Here is a 16,349-nt window from a genome sequence, read left to right as displayed (position 1 = left end):
CGCGCGATCACTCAACCGAAATCTCGATGACGTAAGGTCGTCCAGTCGCCCGCGCGCGCCCGAGCGCGTCCGCCAAGCCGCCAGTGCCAGAAATCCGCTCGGCGGCAATGCCGTAGGCTTCGGCCAATTTGCAGAAATCCGGCGGTGCCGGGGAGACGCCGACCGGCTCGACGCCGACGTCGAGCATCGAGGTTTCGATCTCGCGGTAGCCACGATTGTTCCAGACGGCGAAGATCACCGGCGCCGCCGCGTCGAGCGCGGCGCCCAGTTCCGGCAGGGTGAACTGGAAGCCGCCGTCGCCGGTGAGGCAAACGACCGGCGCCTCAGGCCTGGCAAGGACGGCACCGATCGCCGCCGGCGGGCCATAGCCGAGCGCGCCGAAGCCGGTGGCCGCGTTGAACCAGCCGCCCGGCCGGTCGTGATCGTAATAGAGGTTGGCGGCGTAGACCGGCTGGGTCGAATCGCCGACGATGATCGCGCCAGGCAGCGCATCGCGGATCGTCTCGACGGCTCGCAATTGCGCCTGCATGGCCGGGCCGATCTCGGCAAAGGCCGCCTGCCGCGTCGCGGCGGCGCGGGCTGAACCATCATCCAATGGCGTCTCGTGCGTGCCGATTTCGGCAAGCAGCGCCTTGAGCGCCGCTCCGCAATCGGCCTGGATCGAAATCCGCGCAGGCCGGCGGGCAAGCTGGTCGGCGCCGATGTCGATGCGGATCAGGTTGGCGGGCAGGACAAAACCGCCGTCGCCATAGCCATCATAGTCGGTCGGACCGAATTCGGTGCCGGCGGCAATGACCAGGTCGGCATCGGCGATCAGCGCACGCACCGCCTTCAGGCTGGGGCTGGCCGGCACGCCAAGTGGATGACGATAGAGCAGGCCGCGCGCATTGGCGGTCTGGACGACCGGCGCTCCCAGCCTCTCGGCCAGGTGCTGCAACGGCGCTTCGGCCGCTTTGGCGCCGCCGCCGGCCAGGATAAGCGGCCGGCGGGCAGACGCGCATAGCCTTGCCGCCTCGGCAATCGCCGCCACATCCGGCTCGGGCGGCGCTGAACTCCGCAGCAGCGGCACGATGCCGTTGGCAGGCAGGCTCATGACATCGGTCGGGATCTCGATGTGCACCGGACCCGGACGCGAGGATGAGAACAGCGCAAAGGCGCGGGCGAGCACGCCGGGCAGTTCGCCGGCCTCGGTGACACGGTGCGAAAACAGCGCCACCTTCTCCATCATGCCGCGCTGGTCCGGCAGTTCATGCAGATGGCCAAGGCCTTTGCCCAGCGTCGGTGTGGCGTTGACGCCCGAGATTACCAGCATCGGCACCGAATCGGCGCGCGCCTGGCCCATGGCGGTGATGGTGTTGGTCAGCCCCGGCCCGGTGATGACGAAGGCGATACCCGGCCTGCCGCTGGCGCGCGCATAGCCGTCAGCCATGAAGCCGGCGCCCTGCTCGTGGCGCGGCGTGATGTGACGGATCTTCGACCGCGCCAGCCCGCGGTAGAGCTCGACCGTGTGCACGCCGGGGATGCCGAAGACGATGTCGACGCCGTGCGCTTCGAGCAAGGTGATGAGCGCTTCGCCAATGGTCGTCATTGTCTTAGCACCGGGCGTGTGAGGCAGGTCGGGCCGCCCTCGCAGGCAATGCACAGCGCATCGGCCTCGAATGTCGAGACCGTACAGCCAGCGGCCTGCATGGCAGCCGCCGTCTTCGGAAAACCGGCAACGGCGATAACCTGGCGCGGCGCGGTCGGCAGGACATTGAGGCTGAGCCCATTCGAGGCGAAGAATTCGTCGGCATCGCCGTCGACCAGCCGAATGCCACGTTCGCGCAGCATCTGATGGAAGGCGACCGGCAGGAGGGGCGCATAGACCAGCGCCAGATCGTCGGCGAGCGGGCTGATCACCGACATCAGGTGCAGGCAGGCCTCCTCGCCCTGCCAGAGCGGCAGGTCGAAGCCATAGACCTGGATGCCCTTGGGCGAAAGCAGGTTGGAGAGCTGCTGGATGCCGTGCTGATTGGTGCGCACGCCGCGGCCGATGGCCAGCGTGTTTGCATCCACCCACACGCAGTCGCCGCCCTCGACCTGGCCGGGAGCCTCGATTCGGCCGAGGACGGGGATGCCCATGCGCCCATAGGCTGCCTCGTGCAGGCCGGGCTCTCGCCGGCGCAGCGCCTTGCCCATGGCAAGGATGACCGCGCCATGGTCGGTCATCAGCGACGGATCGTGGGTAAAGACCGAATCGGCAAGCCCGTCATCGGCGTCGCTCAGCCATTCGATATCGGCGCCTGAGACAGAAATCAGCCTGGCCAGCGCATCATGCTGGGCCGCCGCTTTTTGTGGATCGAAGCCGGGGCCATAGTGCCACTCCAGCGCTTCGGCCCGACGCATGGCGCTGGCGGCGGAGCGCATCAGCACGCGCTGCAGCGGCCCGGCCATCGACTGCGACCCGTATGCTTTGCCCACTAAATTCTCCTGAAACGCGCCCCTCCTGCCAATAGCCACTCGGCAGGCCGTGATCAATGGTCCAAAAACTGCGGTTGACGGAGGCAAGCGGAACGGTCCATCTTGAGAATCGGAACGCTGTCCAGTGACGGGTAATGGGTAAAAAATTCCAGCAAGGACTGCCTCGGCTGCTCCGCGGGGCGCCGCGACGATGACAGCGCCGGCCACCGCCCTGAAGCATACGGCGCAGAACGGCGCTGCCGAAGCCATCCACGTCGAGAACCTGCACAAGAATTTCGGCAAGCTGCATGTATTGAAGGGCGTTTCGCTGTCGGCGCGCGATGGCGAGGTGATCGCCATCATCGGCGGCAGCGGCTCGGGCAAATCGACGCTGCTGCGCTGCATCAACTGCCTGGAGAACCCGACCAGCGGCATCATCCGGGTCAATGGCGAAGAGATAAAGCTGAAGGCCGACAGCTACGGCCACACCGTGCCCGCCGACCGCAAGCAGATCGAACGCATCCGCTCCAAGCTCGGCATGGTCTTCCAGAACTTCAATCTGTGGAGCCACATGACGTTGATCGAGAACGTCATCGAGGTTCCCGTGCATGTGCTCGGCGTCAAGCGCGATGTGGCGATCGGCGAGGCGGAACAATTGCTCGCCCGCGTCGGCCTGGCCGAAAAACGCGACGTCTATCCCGCCTATCTGTCAGGCGGCCAACAGCAGCGCGCCGCGATTGCCAGGGCGTTGGCGATCAACCCGCGCGTCATGCTGTTCGACGAGCCGACCTCGGCGCTCGACCCGGAGCTGGTCGGCGAGGTGCTGAAGGTGATCGGCGACCTGGCGCGCGAAGGCCGCACTATGGTGCTGGTCACCCATGAGATGAAGTTTGCCCGCGAGGTCGCGACGCATGTCGTCTACCTCCACAACGGGCTGGTCGAGGAAGAAGGGCCGCCGGAACAGATCTTCGGCGCGCCGAAATCCGAAAGGCTGAAGCAGTTCATCCGCAACGTCAGTTAAACTGTGGGCGGACGAAAACCGGGAACAACAACAAAACTGGGAGTCATGACGATGAAGATTATTCTCAAGACCTTTGCCGCAGCGCTGCTGCTCGGCGTTGCCGCGATGGGCGTGGCCAAGGCCGATCCGGTCAAGATCGGCGTCGCCGCCGAACCCTATCCGCCCTTCGCCTCGCCGGACGCTTCCGGCAAATGGGTCGGCTGGGAGATCGAATTCATCGATGCCGTCTGCGCCGAGGAGAAGCTCGACTGCGTCATCACCCCCGTCGCCTGGGACGGCATCATTCCGGCGCTGACGACCAAGAAGATCGATCTTATCGCCGCCTCGATGTCGATCACCGCCGAGCGCGAGAAGACGATCGCCTTCTCGGACAAATATTACAACACCCCGACTGCGATCATCGGGCCGAAGGACCAGAAGTTCGGCTCAACACCGGAGGACCTCAAGGGCAAGATCATCGGCGTCCAAGTCTCGACCGTACACGCCGACTACGCCAAGAAGCACTTCGCCGACGCGGCGGAAATCAAGGAATACCAGACCCAGGACGAGGCCAACCAGGATCTTGCCGCCGGCCGGGTCGACGCGGTGCAGGCCGATTCCATTGCCCTCGACGCCTTCCTGAAATCGGACCAGGGCAAGCAATGCTGCGATCTGAAGGGCATGGTCGCGCCGGATCTGGCCATTCTCGGGCCCGGCGTCGGCGCCGGCGTCCGCAAGGAAGACACCGAGTTGAAGGAAAAGATCAACGCCGGCATCAAGGCCATCCGCGCCAATGGCAAATATGACGAGATTTCGAAGAAGTACTTCGACTTTGACATTTACGGCGCCGACACGCAGTCGAACTGACGACCTCATCCATGAGCGATTAACCACGCGGCCCCGATAGAGCCGCGTGGTTAGTCGAAATCCATCGACGCGTGCTTCCGCGGGCGGAGATCGCCGGCGGTTTTAGCGCCAGCAATTCGAGGGCGACGCTGATCGACGCATTTGTTCCGGCTTGGGCCGCCTCTGCCATCGCGCTTCTCTCGCCCACGCCGCCGGGCTGGGGTGGAACGCTCATCGTCGGGCTGCTCCATACGATCGAGATCGCGGTCGGCGCCACCTGTCTCGGCCTTTTGATCGGCATCGGCGGCGCCTCCGGCAAGCTGTATGGTGGTCCGGTGGTGCGCGATCTCCTGGCAGTCTATACGACCGTCGTGCGCGCCGTGCCGGAGCTGGTGCTGATCCTTCTGCTCTATTACGCCGGCACCGACCTGATCAATCAGATGCTGACGGCAACGGGCTATCAGCGTATGGACATTAGCGGGCTGGCGGCCGGCATTGCCGTGCTCGGCTTCGTCCAGGGCGCCTATTCGACCGAGGTGATCCGCGGCGCGATCCTCGCCATTCCGCAGGGCCAGATCGAAGCCGCGCGCGCCTATGGCATGTCTCCCGGCCTGCTGCTGCGGCGCATCACGCTGCCGGCGATGCTGCCCTTCGCCATACCCGGCCTTGCCAATCTCTGGCTGATCGCCACCAAGGACACAGCCCTGCTGGCGGTCGTCGGCTTTTTCGAGCTGACATTGGCGACACGGCAGGCGGCCGGCGTGACCAAAGCCTATCTGACATTCTTTATCGCCGCCGGCGCGATCTACCTTCTGTTGACGCTGGTTTCGAATCTGATCATCGGCCGCATCGAGACATGGGCCCGCCGCGGCATGCCGTCGCTCAAGGAGGCCCGGTGATGGCTGGCCCGGCGATGACTGGCGAAGCGGCCGTCGAGATAGCCGCACGCGCTTCGCTGTGGCTGAAGCCGCATCGTATCGCGCTGATCCTGATCGCGCTGGGGCTGGTTTTGGCGGCGGCCGTCTTCATGCGCTGGGACTGGCTGCCGAAATATTACGGGATGGGATTGCTCGGCATCTGGCGCGCGCTGTGGATTCTTGCCGTCACCTGCACGCTGGGCTTCCTGCTCGCCATGCCGCTCGGACTGGCACAAGCCGCAGGCTCTTTCTGGTTCGCGGCGCCCGCCAAGGCCTTCTGCACGGTGATCAGGGGAACGCCGCTGCTGCTGCAGCTCTGGCTGCTCTATTACGGGCTGGGCTCGCTGTTTCCACAATATCCATGGATTCGCGAGTCCTGGATGTGGCCCTATCTGAGGCAGGCATGGCCCTATGGCGTGCTCGGGCTGACGCTGTCCTTCGCCGGCTATGAGGGCGAGGTGATGCGAGGCGCTTTTGCCGGCGTACCGAAAGGCCAATTGGAAGCCGCCCGCGCCTTCGGCATGAGCCGGTGGAGGATTTTCCGGCGAATCTGGCTGCCGCAGGCCTTCTACCGCGCGCTGCCGACACTGACCGGCGAAATCGTGCTGCAGCTGAAATCGACGCCGCTGGTGGCGACCATCAGCGTGATCGACATATTCGCCGTCTCTTCAAAGGTGCGTCAGGATACCTACCTCACCTATGAACCCTTGCTGCTCCTGGCGTTGATCTATATGGCGATCACCGGCATCCTCGTCTTCACTCTGGGCAAGATCGAGGCGCGGATTCCGAACAAGATTGGTTAGGTGAATGGTGAATAGTCAGTAGTGAGTAGCCCGTAGTGTTACCGGCTAAATCCCACTCACCATTCACCATTCACCCATTCCCTCAGATATCCATGGCAATCACAATGCAACTCAGTCTCGACCAGGCGACAGGGCTGTGCCGGATGGCCGCACTTGGCGCCGGCGCAAACGAAGAGGCAGCGCAGTCGCTGGCTGCCTCGATCGTCGCGGCCGAGGCGGAAGGACTGTCGACCGTCGGGCTGTCGCATTTCATCGATTATCTCGAAGCGCTGGAAGCCGGCCGTATCGACGGCAATGCCGATCCGGTGATCACCAGGCCGGCGCTCGCAGTCTATCTCTCCGATGCCCGCGGCGGACTGGCGCATACCGGTTTCGACCGCACGATCGATGACCTCGCCAAGGCGGCGCGACTGTTCGGCGTCGCCATCTTTTCACAGAAGAATGCCTATACATGCGGCGCGCTCGGCTATTTCACCGGACGGCTGGCCGCGCAGGGATTGGTATCGTTCGCCGCCACCAACGGCCCGGCCGTGCTTGCCGGCTCGGGCTCGGTCAAGCCGGTCTACTGCACCAACCCGATGTCCTTTGCGGCACCCGCCGCGGACGGGGCGGCGCTGGTCATCGACCAGTCGTCGAGCGCCACCGCCTTCGTCAACATCCGCAAGGCGGCCGAGGACGGCAAGAAGATACCCGAAGGCTGGGCACTGGATGCCAGCGGCAATCCGACCACGGACCCGGCAGCTGCCATGAAGGGCGCCATGCTTGCCTTCGGCGGCCAGCGCGGCGCCAACATCGCGTTGATGGTCGAGGTGCTGGCTGCGGGCCTGTCGGGCGCCAACTGGTCGCTCGATGCGCCATGGTTCAGCGGCGGGCCGGACAGTCCGGGGACCGGCCTGTTCGTGCTTGCCGTCGAGCCCAAGCTGCTCGATCCGGACTTCGAAAAGCGGATGAAGGATCAGCTCGACCGGCTGCGGCGGCGCTATGGCGTGCATGTGCCGGGGCGTGCCCGGGCCGAGGCCGCGGAGAAGGCGGCGGCGCGCGGCATAAGCGCGCCGAAAGCCGTGGTGCAACGCATTTCCGAATTCGCCGCGCGCTATTCGTCCTGAAGAAATTCGTTTGTCCGATGAGCGGCTGACGAGGCCGGCCGATCCGGCAGCGCGAGCCTACTTCCCGCAATAATGATCGTTGATGACGTTCGCCGCATTCGCGTCCGGCCCTACCCTGTTGTAGGAGCAGGGTTCGGCGGCCGTCGTGAACAGGTGGTTGTCATAGTAGCGCGGGCCACCGAACAGAATGTCGATGATGTTGCCGTTGGCCGGAACGTAGCGTTCGGGTTGAGCTTGGTGGTGATGCCGGTTTGCCGCGAATGCCGAGGCACCGACGCTGCAGCCTGTTGCGAACGCCAGAGCGAAGATCGCAACGCGTTTTGTCGTCATCGGCAATATCCTCCATTCGGAATCAAACCATACATCCTAAAATCGCCGGCCGGAACAAAGGTTCCTGTCCCGAATGGAGTTACCTAAAGCCGGGCGTCGGCGGGTTTTCTGCCGTTTCCAACTGATACCGGAAATCATGCTTCAACAATGCCGGGCGACCCATGGTCGCCCTTTGCCTTTGGTGCGAAACCGACTATGAAACGGCTTCAAACCAAACCATCTGGATAGCACGCCGGAGCCAGCCATGACCGAAATCCTTCAGACCCCAAAGCTCGTCGTCGTTTTCGGCGGCTCCGGCTTTGTCGGTCGTCATGTCGTGCGGGCGCTGGCCAAGCGCGGCTACCGCATCCGGGTCGCCTGCCGTCGGCCCGATCTCGCCGGCCATTTGCAACCGCTTGGCAATGTCGGGCAGATTCAGCCGGTGCAGGCCAATGTCCGGGTGCGCTGGTCGGTCGACCGCGCCGTGCAAGGCGCCGACCATGTCGTCAATCTGGTGGCGATCGCGCATGAGGCCGGCCGGCAGAAATTTACTGCCGTCCACGAGTTCGGCGCGCGCGCTATTGCCGAAGCGGCGCGCGCCGTCGGCGCCGGCCTCACCCACATTTCGGCTCTGGGAGCGGACCTCCACGCGCAATCGGACTACGCGCGTACCAAGGCGCTCGGCGAAAAGGCCGTTCTTGAGACGGTCCAAGACGCCGTGATCTTGCGGCCATCGATCAATTTCGGGCCGGAGGACGGTTTCTTCAACCGCTTTGCCAACATGGCCCGCTTTTCCCCAGTGCTGCCGCTGATCGGCGGGGGGCAGACGAAATTCCAGCCGGTCTATGTCGGCGACGTCGCCGAAGCGGTGGCGCACTCGGTCGACGGCAAGGTCCAGGGCGGCCGGATCTATGAACTCGGCGGGCCGCAGGTGCTTACCTTCAAGGAATGCATGCAAGAGCTGCTTGTCATCATCGAACGCAAGCGGTTTTTGCTGCCCGTGCCATGGTGGCTGGCGAACCTCCAGGCATCAATTCTCGGGCTGCTGCCCAATCCGTTGTTGACCAAGGACCAGGTCCTGCTGTTGCGCCAGCACAATGTGGTGTCGGAAGCCGCCGTCAAGGACAACAGGACGCTCGCCGGCCTCGGGATCCAGCCACGGTCGATCGGAACCATTCTGCCCAGCTATCTCTGGCGCTACCGCGCCGCCGGCCAGTTCCAACGCAAGTCCGCCGCATAACACGAACGGACGTGCGGTTGCCTACGAGCCGCGCCGGGTGACCTGCATCGGCAGGCCGCCTTGCGGCTGCGTCGTCAGCTTCTGCACCGGCCAGGGGCGGGTTTCCGCGGTGGCGTCGAAACGGTAGCGCGACAGCATGATCGCCAACGCGATGATCGCCTCCTGCATGGCGAAGCTGGCGCCGATGCAGACGCGGGGGCCGGCGCCGAACGGCAAATACTGGAAACGATCGATCTTTTCGCGGTTTCCCGGATGGAAGCGTTCCGGCATGAAAGCGTCGGGCCGGTCCCACAATTTCCGATGGCGGTGGACGACCCACGGCATCACCAGCACCGCTGCACGTCGCGGTATGTAGAGGCCGTTCCAGGTTTCGGGCTCGATCGGTTCGCGGTTGATCGACGGCGCCGGCGGATAGAGCCTGAGCGCCTCGTCGAAGGCGGCGCGGGTGAGCGGCATGGCGTCGAGCCATTTCGTCGGGTCGGGCTCACGCGCCAGCACGGCATCGATCTCGCGCTCGATCTTTTCGCGCTCCCACGGCGCTTCGGCAAGGCAGTAGAGCGTCCAGCCGAGCGCCCTGGCCGTAGTCTCGTGGCCGGCACCGATAAAGGTGATGATGTTGTCCTCGACCTCGGCCCGGGTCAGCCCGCCCGGTCCCTCCGCTTTCAACAGCAGCGTGAGAAAATCCTGCGGCACCGTGTCCGGATCACGCTTCAACCGCGCCTCGCGCATTTGCACCGTGTCGGTGACGATCTTGCGGAAGTAGGCCATGGTCTTGCGGCCGCGGATGCGGGTCAGACGCGGCAGCCAATCGGGTGCCCGCAAAAGGTCGAGTGGATCGACCCGACCCATGGTCTCGAACAGGCGGTCGATCTCCTTGGCAAAGCTGCCCGGCTCGCCTGAAATCTCACCGGAAAACAGCGTCTCGGCCAGGATGTCAAAGGTAAGCAGCGTCATGTCGTGAGCGATGTCGAACGTACCGCCGCCCTCGTAGCGCGTGACGAACTCCCGCGTGCGCCTCAGCATCGGCTCGGCAAAACCGAAGATATGGCGCGGCGTGAACACCGGCGCCATCGCCTTGCGTGAACGCCTCCACACCTCGCCCTCGGCGGTCAGCAAGCCGTCGCGCAGGATCGGCCGCAGGATCAGCTGGCGAACCGTCGCCATCTTGTAGTTCTTGGCGTTATCGACAAGCACGTGGCGAATGAGACCGGGGTCGTTGGCGATGACCAGCGGCCCGCCGATGCCGGTCACCGAAATCCAGGGCTCGTTGTAGGTCGGCTCGCCCCACAGTTCGAGCGGATTGCGGTAGACGATGCGGATCATCTCCAGCGTCGACGGCGGCGCGGTGCGCGGCTTCGGCGCCGGCGGGACGAAGGGGACGGGCTGACTGTCCATGACTTGCTCCGCTGACACCTCAATGTAGTGGCGGGCAAGGCAGGCGTCCATGTGAGTGGACGACAAGGTGATGCATCCGCTCTCTGGAATGTGACCGGGGCACCGGAAAGTGCCTGCTTGCTGTGTCGGGCTGCGTGTCTTAGGTGGCAGCACCACAGATGCCACTAACCGGCGGGAGCCTGCCTTGAAGCACCAGTTGAACGTCATCATCGGCAGCACGCGGCCGGGCCGCGCCGGGCCGGTTTTCGCAAATTGGCTGGAGAGCTTTGCGCGCGAGCACGGGAAATTCGAGCCGGTGCTCACCGACATCGCCGCCTTCAACTTGCCGGTGCTGGACGAGCCGCATCATCCGAGACTCGCCAAATACGAAAACAGCCACACGAAAGCGTGGTCGAAGGCAATCGACGCCGCCGACGCATTCGTCTTCGTAGCGCCGGAATACAATTATTTCGCAGCCCCCGCGATCGTCAACGCGGTCGACTACCTGCTCAGGGAATGGCGATACAAGCCGGCCGCCATCCTCAGCTACGGCGGTGTCTCCGGTGGCCTGCGAGCGGCGCAGGCGATCAAACCGCTGCTGACCTCCGTCGGCGTCATGCCGATTCCGGAAGGCGTGGCGCTGCCGATGTACCAGAAGCTGCTCGACGAGACCGGCGCCTTCTTCCCCAGCGAGCAGGTGCTCGGCGGGGCCAGGACCATGCTGGACGAGCTGTTCCGCTGGAGCGAAGCGCTGAAGCCGATGCGGGTCGGCTGACAACGCGAACGGCCCAGCTTGCCGATGCCGTAACTTGCTCATGCCATAAAGAGATGGAATGCTCCGGCAAATGACCGAGCCGGGGCGGTTCGATTTGCGTCTTCTGTTTGCCTTGCTGCTGATCCTCTCGACCGGTTCCGCTGCTGCGGCGGAGCGGCGCGTTGCGCTGGTCATCGCCGAGAACGACTATCGGCTGATCCGGCCGCTCGCCAATCCCGTCAATGACGGCGAGGTCATGGAAACGGTGCTGAGGAAGCTCGATTTCGAGGTCTTCCTCGAAACCAACCGCGACCTGCGGCGCATGCGCCGGGCGCTCGACGATTTCCGCGAGGATGCCAAAGGCGCCGACGTGGCGCTGGTGTTCTTCTCCGGCCACGGCGTCGAGATCGCCGGCGAGAACCGGCTCCTGCCGGTCGATGCAGACGCGTCGTCGCTCGCTACGCTGGAAAGGACCAGCCTGCCGCTGGAGGAGATCCGCGCGACCGTCGCCGCCACCAGCAAGGTCGGACTGATCGTGCTCGATGCCTGCCGCAGCGATCCGTTTGCGGCTACGGGCGGCGAAGGCCGCGGCGCAACGGCGCTGGTAAAAGAGGTCAGCGACAAGGTCCGGCCGGGTCTTGGCCGCATCGGGCGGGCAGAAAACATCCTGTTTGCCTTCTCGGCGGCGCCCGGCGAGACCGCCGCGGATGGGACGGACCAGAATTCGCCGTTTACCGCGGCGCTGACGAAATACCTCGGCACCGAAGGTCTCGAGATCCGCTCCGTGCTGACGCTCGTGCAGCAGGAGGTCTACGACCTCTCGCGCGGCAAGCAATTGCCCTATGTCGAGAGCGGCCTGCCGCAGCTGTTCTTTGCCGCCTCGGCCAAGGAGAAATTGCCGGAACGCGAACGCCTGTTGCTGGCCATGGCCGAGGTGACGCCCGCGATGCGCGGCGAAGTGGAGAAGATCGCCAGCGACGCCGACATGCCGCTGGCACCGCTCTATGGCGCGTTGATCAGTTCCGATGCCGGCCACCTCTCCGCGGACAGTCTGAACGCCAGGCTGCGTGAGGCAGCCGACGCCTTCGTCAAGGTGCGGAGCGAAATGCAGACGCTTGGCTCCGACGATCTGCGGGTGGCAGCGTTGCGCCGGCAGGCCGAAGAGCAGCTTTCGCTGGGAGCGTTCGATGCCGCGCGTAAAAAGCTCGCCGAGGCAGCCGAGATCGACAATGTCTCGCGCAACGCGCTGAAGGCCAATTTCGTCAGCCGCACGCTCTCCGAGGCCGCAACGCGCTATCTGTCCGGCGGGGCCGCGCGCGCCGACCTCGACTACGCCACAGCCATCAGGGACTATGAATCCGTGCTCGCGCTTTATGGCGAAGCCGGACAGGTTGTGCTGTCGCTCGACGACGCCGACCGCTTGATCCGCACGCTGGACGAGCTCGGCAAGCTCTATACCACGGTCGGCAATATCGATGCGGCTGGCCGTGCCTTCGAGGCGCTGCAAGCCGATCTCGAGCGGCGGTCGCATCATGAAACCGATCCCAACGTGAAGCGCGACTTCGCCGTCAGCCACGTCAAGCTGGGCAACATGCGGATGGCGCAAGGCAATCTGCCGTCAGCGCTGCAGAATTATGAGACCGCCAAGACCATTCTGCAGGGCCTGACCGAGGCAGAACCGGACGATCTGGAGTGGTTCGGCGACCTCGCCATGGCCGACGACAAGATCGGCAACGTATTGGCGACGCAAGGCGATCTGGCCGGCGCCGCAGAGGTCTACCAGGAAAGCCTGTCCATCAAGAAGCAGCTCGCCGCCGGAGAGCCCGACCGTGCCGAACTGCAGCGCGACCTGACCATCACCTACGATGAGATCGGTCACCTTGCCCATATCGCAGGCCAACTGGAAAACGCACAGGCGGCCTATGAAGAGAGCCTGAAGGTGCGGCTGGCGCTGGCGGCGGACAAACCGGGAGACGCCGACCGGCAGCGTGACGTCTCGGTCAGCCACGATACGATAGGCGACCTGCTGCGCGAACGCGGCGACGCCGCCGGGGCGCTGGCGGCCTACAAGGAAGGTCTGGCGATCGTCAAACAACTGGCGAAACGCGATCCGGACGACACCGAGTTGAAGCGCGACCTGTCGGTCGGCAACGCCAAGATCGGCAATGCGCTGAGCGACCAGCAGAATTGGCCGGCGGCACTTTCGGCTTATCGTGAGGCACTTTCCCAGGCCAGCGCGCTCGCCGCCGGCGACCCGAACAACACCGAATGGCAGCGCGACCTGTCCGTGTGCATCGAGAAAGTCGCCGGCGTTCTGGCGATACAGGGCGACCACAAAGGCGCGCTGAAAGCCTATCTGGACAGCTACGCGATTGCGCAGAGGCTGGCCAAGCTCGATCCCGCCAATTCCGACTGGCAGCGGGACTTATCGATAACGCTGTCCGAAGTCGCCACGCTGCGCCTCAGGCAGCGCGACGTCAGGGGCGCCCGGCAAGCCCTTCAGGACAGCCTGGCCATTCGCGAGAAACTTGCCCGGTCCGATCCGGACAACGCCACCTGGCAGCGCGACCTGGTGGTCGCCTATATCGACTACGCCCAAGTCGCAAAGGACCCGAAGGCTGTGCTTTCCAAGGCGCTCGACATGACGCTCGAGCTCGACCGGAGCGGGCGGTTGGCACCGCGCCACAAGTTCATGATCAAGTTTTTACGTGAGCGGCTGGCCAGGATCGAAGCCAGGCGCCGGTAGCCGGCTCACGCGATGGTCATTCCGTTCCGAAATGCCTGCAAACCTTGGAAAAACCGCCTTTTGCGCCTATATCTACGACATTAGAAATGCGCGATTCGAAGCCGATTTTTCGCGCTCTGCACACGGCATCAATCAGACAGGTTTTCATGACCGACCAGACCGACATCGCCAACGGCGTTGAAGCCGAATACGGCGCCGATTCCATCAAGGTTTTGAAGGGCTTGGATGCCGTTCGCAAGCGGCCGGGCATGTATATCGGCGATACCGACGACGGCTCGGGCCTGCACCACATGGTCTATGAAGTCGTCGACAACGCCATCGACGAAGCACTGGCCGGCCATGCCGACCTGGTGACGGTGACGCTCAATCCGGACGGATCGGTGACGGTCATCGACAATGGCCGCGGCATTCCGACCGATATCCACACCGGCGAAGGCATTTCGGCGGCCGAAGTGATCATGACGCAGCTGCATGCCGGCGGCAAGTTCGACCAGAACTCCTACAAGGTGTCAGGCGGCCTGCACGGCGTCGGCGTGTCGGTCGTCAACGCCCTGTCGGCCTGGCTGAAACTGAAGATCCGCCGCAACGGCCAGATCTACGAGATGAGCTTCACGCATGGCAATGCCGACGCGCCGCTGCGCATCACCGGCAGTTATGAACAAGACAAGGTCCCCGGCACCTATGAAGGGCGCAGCGGCAGCGAAATCACGTTTTTGCCGTCGTCCGAGACTTTCACCATGGTCGAATTCGACTACGGTACGCTGGAGCATCGGCTGCGCGAGCTCGCCTTCCTGAACTCCGGCGTGCGCATCGTTTTGACCGATGCCCGCCATGCCGACATCGTGCGCCATGAACTGCACTACGATGGCGGGCTGGAAGAGTTCGTCCGATATCTCGACCGGACGAAGAAGCCGTTGCTCGACAAGCCGATTTCGATCCGCGCCGAGCGCGACGGCATCACGGTCGAAGTCGCCATGTGGTGGAACGACAGCTACCACGAGAACGTGCTGGCCTTCACCAACAACATCCCGCAACGCGACGGCGGCACGCATCTGGCAGGCTTCCGCGGCGCGCTGACGCGCCAGATAACCGGCTATGGCGACTCCTCGGGCCTGACCAAGAAGGAAAAAGTGGCGCTAATCGGCGATGATTGCCGCGAAGGGCTGACCGCGGTGCTGTCGGTCAAGGTTCCCGACCCGAAATTCTCCTCGCAGACCAAGGACAAGCTGGTGTCGTCCGAGGTCCGCCCGGTGGTCGAAGGGCTTGTCAACGAAGCGCTCGGCACCTGGCTCGAGGAGCACCCGACCGAGGGCAAGGCGGTCATCGAGAAGGTCATCCAGGCCGCTGCCGCGCGCGAAGCCGCGCGCAAGGCACGCGACATCACCCGCAAGAGTTCGCTCGGCGTTACCTCGCTGCCCGGCAAGCTGGCCGATTGCCAGGAGCGCGATCCGGCGAAATCCGAGATCTTTATCGTCGAGGGCGACAGCGCCGGCGGCTCGGCCAAGGGCGGCCGTTCGCGCCAGAACCAGGCCATTCTTCCGCTGCGCGGCAAGATCCTCAATGTCGAGCGCGCCCGCTTCGACCGCATGCTCGGCTCCGACATGATCGGCACGCTGATCACCGCGCTCGGCACCTCGATCGGCAAGGACGAGTTCAACGCCGACAAGCTGCGCTACCACAAGATCATCCTGATGACCGACGCCGATGTCGACGGCGCCCACATCCGCACCTTGCTGCTGACCTTCTTCTTCCGCCAGATGCCGGAACTGATCGAACGCGGTCATCTCTACATCGCGCAGCCGCCGCTCTACAAGGTGACGCGCGGGAAGAGCTCGCAATACATCAAGGACGAAGCCGCCTTCGAGGAATTCCTGATCGGCTCCGGGCTGGAAGAAGCGTCGCTTGCGCTCAGCACAGGCGAGGTGCGGGCCGGGCAGGACCTGCGCAGTGCCATCGACGACGCCTTGGCTGTCCGCCAGCTCATCAACGGATTGCACACGCGCTATAACAGAGGCGTGGTCGAGCAGGCAGCGATTGCCGGCGCGCTCAACCCGGAGATATTCACCGACCTCCGCCGCGCCAACGAGACGGCCGAGCGTGTTGCCCGTCGTCTCGACATTATCGCCGAGGACACCGAGCGCGGCTGGATCGGCCGCATGTCGACCTCGAACGAGGGCATTGGCGGCTATGTCTTCGAGCGAACGGTGCGCAGCGTCAAGGAGTTCGCGCATCTCGACCTGGCGCTGATCAATTCCGCCGACGCACGCCAGCTCGACCGCTATGCGCCGCGCCTGGCGGAAATCTACGGCGAGCCGCCGGTGCTGCGCCGCAAGGATGTCTCGGAAACCATTTCGGGGCCGCTGGCACTGCTCAATGCCGTGTTTGCCACCGGCCGCAAGGGCCTGACCATGCAGCGCTACAAGGGCCTTGGCGAAATGAACGCCGAGCAGCTCTGGGAAACGACGCTCGACCCGAATGTGCGCTCGCTGTTACAGGTCAAGGTCAATGACGCGACTGATGCGGACAGCTTGTTTTCACGGCTGATGGGCGACGAGGTCGAGCCAAGGCGCGAATTCATCCAGGAAAACGCGCTGTCGGTTGCCAATCTGGACATCTGAGCCGCCATCCAGATACCCAGCCAGCAGGCATGAAGTGTATTGGTGCGCCTTGGCGCACCAATACGACTGCTGCAACGCAACAAAGATCACCAGGACCGCCGGAACGGAAAGGCTTTCAAGGCATTGTAGTTGATCACAATCGCCGCAGGAGGCATCCATGGGACGTGGCATTTTGCTCTGGCTTCTCGGAGTCCCAA

13 protein-coding genes are annotated in these 16,349 nt (G+C 64.2%); 9 read left to right on the top strand and 4 right to left on the bottom strand.

Annotation, left to right across the window (positions count from 1 at the left end):
* Positions 1–7: 7 nt before the first annotated feature.
* Positions 8–1,588 carry a 5-guanidino-2-oxopentanoate decarboxylase gene (locus NKI97_RS17695; RefSeq protein ID WP_352743809.1) on the bottom strand — a complete coding sequence of 527 codons (1,581 nt, stop codon included), beginning with the start codon at positions 1,586–1,588 and terminating at the stop codon, positions 8–10.
* Entirely contained in the window at positions 1,585–2,433 is an 849-nt protein-coding gene (locus NKI97_RS17690) for a dimethylarginine dimethylaminohydrolase family protein (protein ID WP_352454835.1), read from the bottom strand. Before NKI97_RS17690 ends, NKI97_RS17695 begins: the two co-directional genes overlap by 4 nt.
* A gap of 217 nt (positions 2,434–2,650) precedes the next feature.
* On the opposite strand from NKI97_RS17690, the gene NKI97_RS17685 reads away from it, so the two are divergent.
* The 5 genes from NKI97_RS17685 (at position 2,651) to NKI97_RS17665 (ending at position 7,111) form a co-directional block, all read left to right on the top strand.
* On the top strand, positions 2,651–3,460 hold the full coding sequence (locus tag NKI97_RS17685) for an ABC transporter ATP-binding protein (RefSeq protein ID WP_352454717.1): 810 nt from the start codon (positions 2,651–2,653) through the stop codon (positions 3,458–3,460).
* 51 nt (positions 3,461–3,511) lie between these two features.
* Entirely contained in the window at positions 3,512–4,306 is a 795-nt protein-coding gene (locus tag NKI97_RS17680; protein WP_023676273.1) for a transporter substrate-binding domain-containing protein, read from the top strand.
* A gap of 212 nt (positions 4,307–4,518) precedes the next feature.
* Complete coding sequence (locus NKI97_RS17675; RefSeq protein WP_352470177.1) at positions 4,519–5,184, top strand: ABC transporter permease; 666 nt, start codon at positions 4,519–4,521, stop codon at positions 5,182–5,184.
* Positions 5,185–5,198: 14 nt separating this feature from the next.
* On the top strand, positions 5,199–6,005 hold the full coding sequence (locus NKI97_RS17670; RefSeq protein WP_352470176.1) for an ABC transporter permease: 807 nt from the start codon (positions 5,199–5,201) through the stop codon (positions 6,003–6,005).
* 104 nt (positions 6,006–6,109) lie between these two features.
* Positions 6,110–7,111, top strand: a complete 1,002-nt coding sequence (locus NKI97_RS17665) for an Ldh family oxidoreductase (protein WP_023676270.1) — start codon at positions 6,110–6,112, stop codon at positions 7,109–7,111.
* A 57-nt stretch (positions 7,112–7,168) separates the two neighbouring features.
* Here NKI97_RS17665 and NKI97_RS17660 read toward each other — a convergent pair whose 3' ends face one another.
* Complete coding sequence (locus NKI97_RS17660; RefSeq protein ID WP_352453682.1) at positions 7,169–7,441, bottom strand: hypothetical protein; 273 nt, start codon at positions 7,439–7,441, stop codon at positions 7,169–7,171.
* Positions 7,442–7,685: 244 nt separating this feature from the next.
* Here NKI97_RS17660 and NKI97_RS17655 point away from each other — a divergent pair, with 244 nt between their 5' ends.
* A complete protein-coding gene (locus NKI97_RS17655) occupies positions 7,686–8,660 on the top strand; it encodes a complex I NDUFA9 subunit family protein (protein WP_352453681.1) in 975 nt (324 codons plus the stop codon).
* Positions 8,661–8,681: 21 nt separating this feature from the next.
* Here the strand turns inward: NKI97_RS17655 and NKI97_RS17650 are convergent, their stop codons facing one another.
* The gene (locus NKI97_RS17650; protein WP_352453680.1) at positions 8,682–10,055 is read right to left on the bottom strand and encodes a cytochrome P450; all 1,374 of its coding nucleotides are present in this window, start codon (positions 10,053–10,055) and stop codon (positions 8,682–8,684) included.
* Positions 10,056–10,239: 184 nt separating this feature from the next.
* On the opposite strand from NKI97_RS17650, the gene NKI97_RS17645 reads away from it, so the two are divergent.
* The 3 genes from NKI97_RS17645 (at position 10,240) to gyrB (ending at position 16,152) form a co-directional block, all read left to right on the top strand.
* Positions 10,240–10,809, top strand: coding sequence for an NADPH-dependent FMN reductase (locus NKI97_RS17645; protein WP_352453679.1), 570 nt, complete (start codon positions 10,240–10,242; stop codon positions 10,807–10,809).
* 58 nt (positions 10,810–10,867) lie between these two features.
* Positions 10,868–13,534, top strand: coding sequence for a caspase family protein (locus NKI97_RS17640; protein ID WP_352453678.1), 2,667 nt, complete (start codon positions 10,868–10,870; stop codon positions 13,532–13,534).
* Between the two features lie 146 nt (positions 13,535–13,680).
* Complete coding sequence (gyrB, locus tag NKI97_RS17635) at positions 13,681–16,152, top strand: DNA topoisomerase (ATP-hydrolyzing) subunit B (RefSeq protein WP_352835577.1); 2,472 nt, start codon at positions 13,681–13,683, stop codon at positions 16,150–16,152.
* Positions 16,153–16,349 lie beyond the last annotated feature (197 nt).

It is taken from the genome of Mesorhizobium sp. M0296 (assembly GCF_040321675.1).
Lineage (GTDB): Bacteria > Pseudomonadota > Alphaproteobacteria > Rhizobiales > Rhizobiaceae > Mesorhizobium.
This window is presented reverse-complemented; position numbering and strand designations above follow the sequence as displayed.

What these genes read in the sequence shown, in the direction of transcription:
- NKI97_RS17695 (WP_352743809.1), bottom strand. Translation starts at nt 1,588, where the DNA reads ATGACGACCATTGGCGAAGCGCTCATCACCTTGCTCGAAGCGCACGGC.
- NKI97_RS17690 (WP_352454835.1), bottom strand. Translation starts at nt 2,433, where the DNA reads ATGGCCGGGCCGCTGCAGCGCGTGCTGATGCGCTCCGCCGCCAGCGCC.
- NKI97_RS17685 (WP_352454717.1), top strand. Translation starts at nt 2,651, where the DNA reads ATGACAGCGCCGGCCACCGCCCTGAAGCATACGGCGCAGAACGGCGCT.
- NKI97_RS17680 (WP_023676273.1), top strand. Translation starts at nt 3,512, where the DNA reads ATGAAGATTATTCTCAAGACCTTTGCCGCAGCGCTGCTGCTCGGCGTT.
- NKI97_RS17670 (WP_352470176.1), top strand. Translation starts at nt 5,199, where the DNA reads ATGACTGGCGAAGCGGCCGTCGAGATAGCCGCACGCGCTTCGCTGTGG.
- NKI97_RS17665 (WP_023676270.1), top strand. Translation starts at nt 6,110, where the DNA reads ATGCAACTCAGTCTCGACCAGGCGACAGGGCTGTGCCGGATGGCCGCA.
- NKI97_RS17660 (WP_352453682.1), bottom strand. Translation starts at nt 7,441, where the DNA reads ATGACGACAAAACGCGTTGCGATCTTCGCTCTGGCGTTCGCAACAGGC.
- NKI97_RS17655 (WP_352453681.1), top strand. Translation starts at nt 7,686, where the DNA reads ATGACCGAAATCCTTCAGACCCCAAAGCTCGTCGTCGTTTTCGGCGGC.
- NKI97_RS17650 (WP_352453680.1), bottom strand. Translation starts at nt 10,055, where the DNA reads ATGGACAGTCAGCCCGTCCCCTTCGTCCCGCCGGCGCCGAAGCCGCGC.
- NKI97_RS17640 (WP_352453678.1), top strand. Translation starts at nt 10,868, where the DNA reads ATGCTCCGGCAAATGACCGAGCCGGGGCGGTTCGATTTGCGTCTTCTG.
- gyrB (WP_352835577.1), top strand. Translation starts at nt 13,681, where the DNA reads ATGACCGACCAGACCGACATCGCCAACGGCGTTGAAGCCGAATACGGC.